The following is an 11,526-nucleotide window of genomic DNA, read 5'->3' as shown; positions in this document are numbered from 1 at the left end:
CAACCGAAGCATTAGTGGCACTGGCCCGCAAGCTTGCCCGAGTGGTATTCGCCCTGCTGAAGAACCAGAGCGAATACTTACCGAAAGGCATTTAAGGGGTAGCCCCGTACCATAGAATCTCCCACAGTGGTTTTGTGTTGGACATAAATTTTTTGTTCACTGGAGATTGAATGTGGGAGCGAGCTTGCTCGCGATAGCGATGGTGCAGCTACATAAATGCTGGATGTGCCGTGCTTTTGCTTTGCTTTGGCTTTTGATCTCGGGCGCCCCGTTAAACCACGCTGGCCGAACGCAGGCATTGCGCAGTGGGCATCCCGGCATGGATGCCGGGATAGCCGCGCTGGGCCATGGATGGCCCTTCGCGGCGGGCCCACGGAGCAATGCCGGAGTGAGGGCATGCCGAGCCTAGGCGAGGCACCGAGTGGTGGGGCAAAGCGCTTTTGGTTACTTTTGGCGCTCTTCCAAAAGTGACCCGCTGTAAGAGCGGAACCATAAGCAGCCGTTACCTAAATAACGGATATACACGGGGCCCTCAAGTTTCTATGGAATTCACGAGACCTACAACAGCCTGCAGAAAAAACCCAAAAATCATCGGCTCTTTGAAATCACCCCCCCCATATACTGATTCAAATCGCGAAAATCCTTAACACTCCAAGAATACGGCGATAGCTTCACACCATTCTCTCGCAAGGTCCTCGGAATCAAATCCCCATTGGGTCGCAGTATGATCGACGACACAATGACACCCGGATAATCACTCAGTCGTTTCTTGAAAGCGGCAGTTGTAAGGTCAGGCGTAGGAGGATTGCTTTTATGAGCCAACGGCCCCGTCCCCTTGATATCTGCTCCGTGACACATGGCACATCTCTGTAAATAGAGATTTTTCCCATTGGCACTATCCGCAACGGATAGTGATGTTTGAATGAGCGATAAAAACCCGAGCGAAGCGATGACTAATATTTTCATTATGTTTTCGGCACATGCCAATTTTTATGGGCGCAACGCCCTGTGGGAGCGAACTCATTCCCACAGGTTTTAGATGCCGGGATTGTTGTCCGCTCGCACAATCTGACTAGAACAGATAACCCATGTAGATCGCCGCGCCACCACCAGCCTGCAGGCCAGCGTTCACCCCGGCCATGACCACCGCGCCCTTGGCCGAGCGTGCCAGTTGCCGGTTGACCGTGGTCGAAGCGATGAGCGAGGTGGCCGGGTTGGAGCTCAGGACCACCGACAACGCCAGCAACTTGGGATCGAGCCCGAACAGCAGCGCCGTGGCCGAACCGCCGATCCCCAGGCCCACGCCCACTTCGGTATACATGCAAGGGCCGGTGATGTCGTCACTGGTCAGGTCGCGATCGACCAGGGCGTCGCTGACAAACACCTTGCCGGTGCTGGGAAACGCCTCTGCCGCACCGGCCGCACTGACGCCCTTGCCCTTGATCTGGATATTGATCTTGCCGAAGCGCGGCAGCCTGGCGCCAAATCCGACACCCACGCCGACCCCGCCATAGCGGTAGCTGACGTCTTCGCCCTGGGGCGAGCGCAGGGTAATCGAGCCACCACTGCCCGCCACCATGACCACGGTCAGGCCACCGCCGCTAGCGGTCTGGTACTGCCAGCGGCTCTCATTAACCGGGAGTGGGATGTTGTAGCTCATACGTTCAAAGTCCTTTATGTGAATGAACCGCATCGCGACCGCGTTGGCGGATGGCTTTCAGCAGGCCGACCAGGGTGAACACCAGGCCGATAAAACCCAGGACCCCGGAAGTGCCCCACAGTGCCGCCGGGGCATCGACGATGGCGCTGGCCGTCGGCTGCTCGGGCAGGTAATGCACCCGCACCGGCTGGTCCTTCTGATAACCGAAGATAAAACCGCCCTGGGGGTAGGAGATTTTTTCACCGCTGACGGTGGTGAAGGCGATCTCAGGATGCGAACCACCGGCATTCAAGTGGCTGACGATGCCATCGGCGGTCTGTGCCCGGGCGAGGAAGTCGCGACGGTCGAGGGTGAGATTGACGGCAATGCCCAGCAAGCCAATGCCAATCAGCGCAAAAAGCAGGCCTAGCAGTATCGTCCCGATGCGTGACGGGGTGTCGTTAGCCATAGCTTGTCCCGGTATTCATCCATGAAAGAAGGCGGCGAGGATAACAAAAAGCCTGCTATGTCGTAATGCTGTTCATTCGAGGTTTGTGATCGCCGTGGCGAGGGAACTTGCTCCCTCACCACGGATGCCCATTAGCCTCTTTTGACTTTGAAGCGTCCCAACACCCGCTGCATCAGGGAAGCTCGCTCCGAAAGGTCCTTGGCCGCCACGGCGCACTCTTGCGAGTTCGACTGGTTTTTCTGCGTCACTTCGTCGATCTGCTCAAGCCCGATGCTGGCCTGCTGCAAACCTGAAGCCTGCTCGCTGGAGGCCTGGTAGATCAGCGAAACCAGGCTCGACACCGCACCGGTTCCACTGACGATGTTCTTCAGCGATTCGGCGGTCCGGCCGGCGATGATCATGCCGCGCTGGGTCTTGCTCGAGGAATCAGCGATCAACGCGGCAGTCTGCTGGGCGGCCTCGGCACTGCGGGCGGCCAGGCTACGTACTTCGTCGGCCACCACGGCAAAACCGCGCCCAAGCTCACCGGCCCGGGCCGCTTCGATCGCCGCGTTCAAGGCCAGCAGGTTGGTTTGTGCGGCGATGTTGTCGATGGTGGTGATGATCGCCGTGATGTCCTTGCCCGAGTTGTCGATTTCGGCCATGGCGGCAATCAGTTCGCTCATCAATTTGTCGCTTTCCCCGGCATCGGCCCGCGAGGCCTGGGATTGCTCATCGGCCTTCTTGGCGTTGGCGGCATTGTCCCGGGTCTGGGCGGCCATCTGCGTCATCACCGCGCTGATTTCGGTGATGGACGAGGCGGAATTGGAAGCCCCGTCGGAGAGTGACTGACTCAAGTCGGTAACCTGCGCCGAGCTGCCGGTGATCTGGGTGGCGCTGATTTGAACCTCGGAAATCAGCTGGTTCAGGTTGCTGACCATTTTCTCCAACGACTTGCCAAGGGTGTCATGGGGCGAAGACAAGCGGACCTCCAGGTCCAGATCACCTTCGGAAATGCGCTCGGCCACCCGCACCTGCCGTTGCAGGCTTTCAGACATGTCGTTGAGGGCCGCAGACAACTGCCCGACTTCATCCTCGGATTTCTGCACCAGGCGACGAGAGAAATCCCCCAGGCTGATGGTCGCTGCCAAGGCGGCGGCTTCGCGAATCGGCCCAACGATTTTTGCCGCGGCATACCACAGGGCAGCCAGGGCCAACAACGAAATGACCAACCCTACCGACACCTGCCAGATGCTGTTGCTGAGGCTGCGCGCCTGCAGCTCCTGCTCCAGGGCGATGGCCTGGCTCATGACCACAGCCTTGGGCAGGCGAATCAACACCGCCCAGGGCTTGCCCGTGCGACCAAGCGCAATGGGCATCAGCACTTCGATGTTCTGTGTTTGCGCATTGAGCAGGCCATCACCCCGACCAGCCTGGATATCGCGGAGCACTTTTTCCCAGGAGTCAGGCAACAAGGCCTTGATCGGCTGGCCAATCAGGTCGGTCCGCTGACTGTCCGCGACCACCAAGCCCTGGTTACTCAAGATCGAAACCGTGCCTTTGCCGCCGTAGAGATCGGCAGACATCTGCTCGCTGAGTTTCTGGATAAACGCGATATCGAAGTCAGCCCCGACCACTCCGTAGAACTTGCCGTTGGAGACGATGGGCACCGACAAGGTGGTCAGCCAGACGTTTTTCCCCTGGACCACATAAGGAATGGGGTCCAGCACACTTTCCTTCAGGGTGTCGCGCGGGCCGCTGTACCAGCCGCCCTTGGGCACACCGTTGGGGTGACGGTCCGGGGAGTCATACTCGACCAATGGTTGCACCGCGACGTGGCCATCGGCGCTACGCGTCCAGTAAGGCGTGAAACGCCCGGTCAACGGGTTATTGCCATCCTCTGCATTGCGGAACGCCGGATCCTGCCCGTCCAACGCATTCGGTTCCCAGCAGGAATAGGTGCCGTTGAAGTCAGGGTTATCCTTGAGGACGCTGAGCAGTACGCTGTTGATCTGTTCACGGCCCAATATCAGGGGGCTTTGCGAGGCCTTGCTGGCGGCGAAGGCATTGGCCATGGTGCGGGCTGCATCCAGCGCATTCTGCAACTTGGCCTGGATGGCGTTGGCCCGGGATTCGGCCAGGTTCTGGATTTCCCGGATCGTTGATTTTTCAACCAGTGCGCTGACCTCGGTCGAGACATATTGCTCGTTGGCCCGGGCGCTAAAAAGCCCGTAGACAATCAGGCTGATGGATGAAACAAACAGGCATACGCCTGCCGTGACACAAATACGTGCCTGCAATGACTTGAACTTCATATCATTCCCCGCCTGATTCTATTTATGGCCAACGTCAAAAGACGGCAGCATCTAACGTGTGCACGACACGGCATAACAATCGATCACGGCTGCTACGCCGCCCCCAAGGCAAACACCTTGGAAGAACTTGGCAATACAGCTCTTTATAAGAATTTCAATATGGCAGGTGGGGGGCGCAACCCCTGTCCGCCCGCAGCGCGGAAGAGGTCATCAAACCAAGAACCGAAGGCCTTATGTCCGGGACAATAAGGGCGATAGGTGGAAAGAATGTGAAAGCCTGCTTTTCCAGTCACCACAGGGGTCACCCTTGAATAATGCTGCAGATTCCCTTCTAACCATTAACCACAACAGCAAATTAACACGACCAACCTTTATACAAATACCCACTTAAGGCTTATACAAACCAGTACTTTAGTCGCAACAGCGACGTACTCATCAAGTACAAGATTCACAGCGCTTCAAGTTGGGACTGACTCTTTGCCCGGCACAGGTCACCGCCCCGCAAAAAGGGGACCTCAGGCAAGATATGAGCGCCGGACTACACTTCATGCGCGCCCTGCAAGGCACAACGCTCAAACGCCTTCTTCCGCATGGATAGGGAGATTCTCATGCACAGTCTCGCAAACTACGGATATACGAAGAGACCCGCCCCCGCCCCCGCCATTCGTGCCGTGCTGCCAGCCACTGGCGACATTGAACGGCACCCTCCTGGCTGAGCATTCCCTCGGCCACCTCAAGTCCTGGAGCGGTTGATTCGCTCCGGGACCTGTTCGCGACCCAACACTTGAAAAGACTTCCCGATCAATTGCATCGGCGTAGCAGGCACAGGCGCGCCGGATTCGTGGGAGCGCAGCCGTGCCCATGCACTGCGCTCACTCACCTCCGAAAACAACCGCAAGGCGTCCACTCAATGTCGTGAAAAGGAGATCAACATGAACAACCTGAGCGATATAACGCTGGCAACATCCACCAACCCCAGCACCTTCCTCACGGTCCCGCTCGGCGAGCCGGTCCAGGCTGACAACGGCAACATTCCACCCGGCACACGGATGCTCCCCGGCCAATGGGCGGCAGCGGCCGGCAACGGCTATGTGTTGCTGCTGCAGCCTGATGGCAACCTGGTGCTGTACCAGGTCGTCACAGGCCCCGTGGCGGCCAACAGCTCGTTCACTGGCAGCGCGATCTGGGCCACGGGCACCAACAACGGTGCCTACTTCGATGTCCAGACCGATGGCAACCTGGTCCTGGGTACCAGCGATGGCAACGTGGCATGGTCGCCCTACACCAACGGCATCGAGCCTCAGGAACTGCTCGTCCAGACCGACGGCAACCTCGTGCTGTACAACACCCTCAACCAAGCCTGCTGGGCCTCTAGCAGCAATCACTATCAGGTTTGGCCACCGACTCGCTGGGTCAATGTGCAAAGCAGCCTCGTCGCGCCCGTGAAAGGCGTGCCCCATGTACTCACCGCCAGTTCCGACGGCGTGACGTTGAGCCCCTTCGTGGCCGGTTCGCCCAACCAGATCTGGCAAGTCACCGCCGATGGACGCCTACTCAGCGGCCTGCTCGCCGGGTTGGTGTTAACTCAGGATGCCGGCAGCAATACGGCAATCAACACCGCACAGAGCGTACCCGTCCCGGTCGAACAGACCTGGCTCTGGGGAACGGGACTCGGCCCCACGGCCATCCAGAACAGCGCTTCGAACCAGTATCTGAGTGTCGATATCGCGGGGGGCTCGGTACAGATGCAAGACACCGACAGCTCGAGCCAATGGTACTTCATGCCTACCACGCCCCTGGACAGCATCATGGCCTTGCCGGCGTCCGACCCGGCCTTCCCGGCCTTTACGCCTGACCAACAGGCTGTCTATGACTGGATCAACAACAAACTGGCGGCCATGAACAATCAGCCCCATTTGATCCTGCGCGAGCAGTACACCAACGGCGCCAGCACCCTGGACAGTTACCGGCAAGACATGCTCGGCCTGGACTACAACGCGTTCCCAGCGCAAGTCTGGCACCCCGTAGTGGACCAGTTGAAGTTGGAGCTCAGCGCAGCGAGCGCCGTCAACAGCCTGTTCGCCTGCTATACCAGCTTCCACTCCCTGTTGTTCGAGGACCAGGGAGCGCTGCTCTCCGAACTGGGTCTGGATGCCAGCTTCGAGGACGGTGACTCGACCAATATCGGCGGCATCATCCTGGCGGTGCTCTCGGGCGTCATCTACACCGTGCTCTCGGCTGAAACGATGGAAGGCGAGATCAATTATTTCGCCGTCGCGGCCAACGTTCTCCAGAGCGGCATCAATGTCGCGGTCGCGGCCCAGAGTTCGAGTGTTTCTCCCAGCCTGTTCCAGGTAGCCTATGCCGACCTGTGGGGACAATTGAGCACTACCTTCGAAGGGTTGCTGGACACTTTCGGCACCATGGAATCCACGATCCTGACCGACTGGGCCAAGCTGAAGATCACCTATACGCTGATCGCTTCCACTGCGCCCGACGGGTTGTTCTGGAACTCCGGTGAAACCGGAAATATGGTGAAAGCCGCCAAGCAGGGTTACGTGCTGTCGGTGATGCAGATGCTGCTGCCGGCCAAATACCAGATCTACCAATACCTGGACGTCAATAACAACCCCATCGACGGTGTGCCCGCCTACGCGCAGTACATCGCACCCGCGATCGACGGGACCTACTTCAAATACTGGATCGCCGATTCGACGGACTGGTCAATCTATCCGGAAGAAATCGCGCTCACCCAGGTCTGGGACAACGGCGGCTCGAAGGACGACTTCTTTAACAGCAGTAACGGTTGGGCGTTCGCCACGACGCGGCCCTACACCTACGGCGGCAATGACGCCAATTACCTGGTCATCGCGCTTACCAACCTGAGCCCGAACACGCTGGTGGCCACGGTGTTCAATCCCTCCCCCACTTCCGCCGGGCCGTCCCCACAGACCCTGTATCCCTACGAGACCGTGTTGATCGAGGCCGAAGCAGCATTTCCTGGTGGCGTAGCAATCACGCTCTCGATCTTCGACCCTTCCCGTGGCAACTACTTCGACGAGCCAATCGCCTCGTTCGATGCCTTTCAGGATTACTCTGGGTTCGCGGCCGGTAATGTGCGCACCGCCAACGCCACGACAGCGGGTGACTACCAACTGTCGACACCGCTGTGCAACACGGGCGGGTTCAGGCAATACCCCGGCGCCATCCAGGCCAGTGTCTACCGTCCTTGAGGGGTGAATCGCAGGCATGAGGAGCGGGCGTTCCGCTCGAAGAAAAAGCCGTGTTGATCGGCGGGCTTGCTCCGAAGGCGTTGGGTCGGTTTGCATTGATACAGGATGTGCCGACGCCTTCGCGATCAAGCTCGCTCCCACAGGGTTTTGTGTCGTGTGCAGATGGCCGAGAACACCCACCAACCCATGTGGGAGCGAGCTTGCTCGCGATTGCGATGGCTCAGCTACATCGATGCTCCCCGCCTCAAGCCTTTCGAGTCCTCGGCAAGAAAATCGCCAACACCCCGAACAATGGCAGGAACGAGCACAACCAGTACACATACTCGATGCCACGGATGTCCGCCAGGTGCCCCAGCAGCGCGGCGCCAATCCCGCCGAAACCGAACATCAGCCCGAAGAACACGCCAGCGATCATCCCGACATTGCCCGGTACCAGCTCCTGGGCATACACGACAATGGCCGAGAACGCCGAGGCCAGGATGAAGCCGATGACCACGCTGAGGATGCTGGTCCACAACAGGTCGACATGAGGCAGGATCAGGGTGAACGGTGCCACGCCGAGGATCGAGAACCAGATCACCGCCTTGCGCCCGATCCTGTCGCCAATCGGTCCGCCAAAGAAGGTCCCCGCCGCCACTGCCCCGAGAAACAGGAACAGGTGCAATTGCGAAGAGGCCACCGACAAGTCGAACTTCTCGATCAGGTAGAAGGTGAAGTAGCTGGTGAAACTGGCCATGTAGAAGTACTTGGAAAACACCAGCAGCCCCAGCACTACCAGCGCACTCAAGACTCGGCCCTTGGATAGACCATGCGTAGCCGCCTGGCCTTGCTTGAGCTTGAACAAGTTCAGGTGGTTGGCATACCAACGGCTGATGCGGTACAGCACGAACAGCGCAAACAGGGCGAACAGCCCGAACCAGGCCACATTGCCTTGCCCATAGGGAATGATGATCGCCGCCGCCAGCAGCGGGCCAAAGGCTGAGCCGGCGTTACCGCCCACCTGGAACGTCGATTGCGCCAGCCCGTAGCGACCGCCCGAGGCCAATCGCGCCACCCGCGACGCTTCCGGGTGAAAGGTCGACGAGCCAATGCCGATCAATGCCGCCGCCAACAGGATCAAGGCAAAACTGCCGACCATGGACATCATCACAATGCCGATCAACGTGCACACCGTCCCGGCCGGCAGCAGCCAGGGCTTGGGGTGCCGGTCCGTGTGATAACCGACCCAAGGCTGCAACAATGAGGCGGTCAACTGGAACGTCAAGGTGATCAGGCCAACCTGAGTGAACGTCAGGCCATAGCTGTCCTTGAGCATTGGATAAATCGAGGGCAGCACGGCCTGGATCAAGTCGTTGATCAGATGCGCCAGCGCCACGGCGCCGATAATCCGCATGACCAATGGACTGCTTTGCGCAGTGGCGGCAACGGCTGGGATCTCGGCCTGGGTATTGCTGATAGCCATGGGAGTTTCCATACGACAGAGGGTGCACACGGGCAGGTGCGTCAATGTGCCATTTTTCGGTGCAGCAAGGCTATCCCCTTAGCTAGCTATCGAAGTCGAAAAATTGTCGAAATCCAAGGTGATAGCTCAACGCCATGGTCTGAATCTTGCCTTGTTAATGGCCTACAACGCGGCTCCTTACAAAGGGGACCGAGAATGGGAAGTTTCGCTACAGAGCTGGCCTACCGAGCCGATTTGGACAAACTTTCGAGGCCTTTTAAAAGAGCACCTGTTTCGGCACTTGTGTAGAAAGCGCACAAAAATAGTGCAAGGGTGTTCAGGGGGAGTATGGGCATGCAGGCTTTTTTATCACCAGGCATCAGGTTGTTGGGGCATTTCGGCTTCGCCCGCAAATTCCAATTGCTGTTCCTGCTTTTTATCCTGCCGCTCATGGGCAGCCTGTGGCTCATCGGCCAGGACTATCGCGACAAACTCAGCCTGATTTCCGGGGAACGCGCCGGGGTGCGCCAATTGCTGGCCCTGGATAACCTGGACAACCTGCTCACCGCCCAGCGCAACCGCGCCGCCCGCTGGCGCGCTACCGAGACCAATCGGCAGCCGACACCGGCGACGCTGGCCGCCATGGCGGCGTACGATGCCGTGCAACCGACCCTCAACCAGGCCGCCAGCGACCTGGCCAATACCCTGCAAACCGAAGGGGCCGAAGCCGATACCCTCGCCCGCTATCAAACCCTGCAGACCAGCCTCAACGGTCTGGATTCGAAAAGCCTGGGCAGCGTCGGTTGGTGGCCAGATGGCTACGACCGCTTCACCGCCGCCCTCAGCGCTCTGCAAGCCTTGCGCGAGCAGATGGTCATGGACAACCGCCTGACCCTCGCTTCCTGGCTGGAGACGTATCTGCTGACCCAGATCTCCACCCAACAGACGCCAGACCTGATCGAACGGGTCGGCCGCCTTGCAAGCGTCGGCCAGGCCTCCGTGGTATCAGGCCAGTTCACCTTGCAGAGTCGCCTGCAACTGCGAGACCTGCGCAGCCGTATCGGCGACGCCCGGGACCAACTGGTCAAGACCGGAGCACTGCTGGAAACCCGCCTGCCCAGCGATCTGCAAACCTGGGCCGGACAATTCCAAGGCAGCCTCAAGCACTTGGAGGCCGGCCTGAAAGTGCTGGATGACGGCGTGTTCGGCGGTTCCATCAGTCTCAAGCCCGAAGACTTCGAGAAACACATGGATGCCCTTCTCGTCGATCTGGCGACCCTGCGGCAACAGTCACTGGTGGCACTGGATACGCGCCTGGACCACTACCACGGTTCGGCGATTCGCCAGTTCACCCTGGTAGCGACGGTACTGGGCTGCCTGTTGCTGGCGGCGCTGTATCTTTTTGTTTGCCTGCAAGCGTCGATCCGGCGCAGCGCCAGCGGCATCACCCTGCTGGCCGAAGCCCTGCGCGATGGCAATCTCAGCCTGCAAGTACCGGTGCAAGGGCGCGATGAACTGGCGGCCATCAGCACCGCCCTCAACGTCGCCGTGGTGCAATTGCGCAACAGCCTGCTGGGGGTCGACCACGAAACGTTGCAGTTGAGCAATGCCGTGCGCACCCTCAATACGCACTCCAGCGGCGCCCTGGGCGAAGTCGAGGCCCAGCAAATGCAGATCAGCCAGATCGCTGCCGCCGCGACACAACTGGCCGCCACCTCCCAGGGTGTGGCGAAGAGTTGTGAACAGGCCTCCGATAGTGCCCAGCAGACCCGCCGCATCGCCACCGACAGCAGCCGCGACAGCCAACGCACCACGGCCAGCATCCAGCAGCTCAACCAGCGCCTCAACGAAACCGCCGCCGCACTGGGACGGGTCAGCGAACAGGGGCAACAGATCCAACTGGTGGTCGATACCATTCGTGGCGTGGCCGAACAGACCAATCTTTTGGCCCTCAATGCCGCCATCGAAGCCGCTCGCGCCGGGGAACAGGGCCGTGGTTTCGCGGTAGTGGCCGACGAGGTGCGCAGCCTGTCGCAACGCACCCAATCCTCCACGCAGCAGATTGCCGCCACCGTCGACAGCCTGCGCGCCACGGTCAACGAGGCCGTCAGCCTGATGGAAGCCGCCTGCGGCCAGGCCCAGACCGACGCTCAAGCAGTCACCGGCCTTGGCGAACGGCTGGGAGAAATTGCCAGCGCGGTGCAAAGCGTCACCGACACCCTGGCGCAAATCGCCACCGCCGTGGATGAACAAGCCAGCACCGCCGACGAGGTCAGCGGCAATATCCAGCAGGTCGACCAGGCAGCGATGCGTTTGCTTGAAGGCGCACGGGCCGTGAATTTGGCGGCGGACACCCTGAGCCAGGGAAGCCGGGCCCTGAGTGCCAACACAGGGAGATTTCAGCTCAGCTGATAGCGATTTGCAGCGAGGATTGTTAAGCGGTTGAAAGC

Annotated in this window: 7 protein-coding genes and 1 pseudogene; 2 read left to right on the top strand and 6 right to left on the bottom strand. The window is 59.6% G+C overall.

Translation table 11 applies throughout. From position 1 onward, the window contains the following. Positions 1–588 precede the first annotated feature (588 nt). The 5 genes and pseudogenes from B0E42_RS24305 to B0E42_RS31890 all read right to left on the bottom strand — a co-directional run. The gene (locus tag B0E42_RS24305) at positions 589–966 is read right to left on the bottom strand and encodes a cytochrome c (protein WP_018604621.1); all 378 of its coding nucleotides are present in this window, start codon (positions 964–966) and stop codon (positions 589–591) included. 106 nt (positions 967–1,072) lie between these two features. Then, on the bottom strand, positions 1,073–1,660 hold the full coding sequence (locus B0E42_RS24300; protein ID WP_053181890.1) for a hypothetical protein: 588 nt from the start codon (positions 1,658–1,660) through the stop codon (positions 1,073–1,075). Positions 1,661–1,664: 4 nt separating this feature from the next. Next, the gene (locus B0E42_RS24295) at positions 1,665–2,108 is read right to left on the bottom strand and encodes a DUF3592 domain-containing protein (RefSeq protein WP_018604615.1); all 444 of its coding nucleotides are present in this window, start codon (positions 2,106–2,108) and stop codon (positions 1,665–1,667) included. A 131-nt stretch (positions 2,109–2,239) separates the two neighbouring features. After that, positions 2,240–3,028 carry a methyl-accepting chemotaxis protein gene (locus B0E42_RS31895; protein ID WP_371103541.1) on the bottom strand — a complete coding sequence of 263 codons (789 nt, stop codon included), beginning with the start codon at positions 3,026–3,028 and terminating at the stop codon, positions 2,240–2,242. A gap of 111 nt (positions 3,029–3,139) precedes the next feature. Next, positions 3,140–4,162, bottom strand: a pseudogene (locus tag B0E42_RS31890) (HAMP domain-containing protein); the annotation flags it as partial. Positions 4,163–5,334: 1,172 nt separating this feature from the next. Here B0E42_RS31890 and B0E42_RS24285 point away from each other — a divergent pair. Further along, positions 5,335–7,635, top strand: a complete 2,301-nt coding sequence (locus tag B0E42_RS24285; protein WP_077507945.1) for a calcium up-regulated protein — start codon at positions 5,335–5,337, stop codon at positions 7,633–7,635. 244 nt (positions 7,636–7,879) lie between these two features. Here B0E42_RS24285 and B0E42_RS24280 read toward each other — a convergent pair whose 3' ends face one another. Beyond that, positions 7,880–9,097, bottom strand: a complete 1,218-nt coding sequence (locus B0E42_RS24280; RefSeq protein ID WP_018604610.1) for an MFS transporter — start codon at positions 9,095–9,097, stop codon at positions 7,880–7,882. 333 nt (positions 9,098–9,430) lie between these two features. Between B0E42_RS24280 and B0E42_RS24275 the strand changes: the two genes are divergently transcribed. Continuing rightward, the gene (locus B0E42_RS24275) at positions 9,431–11,488 is read left to right on the top strand and encodes a methyl-accepting chemotaxis protein (protein WP_053181899.1); all 2,058 of its coding nucleotides are present in this window, start codon (positions 9,431–9,433) and stop codon (positions 11,486–11,488) included. Positions 11,489–11,526 lie beyond the last annotated feature (38 nt).

Origin of the sequence: Pseudomonas sp. A25(2017), assembly GCF_002001065.1 — a bacterium.
Lineage (GTDB): Bacteria > Pseudomonadota > Gammaproteobacteria > Pseudomonadales > Pseudomonadaceae > Aquipseudomonas > Aquipseudomonas kilonensis.
Note: the sequence above shows the minus strand (reverse complement) of the source record. Positions and strands in the feature narration are given on the sequence as shown.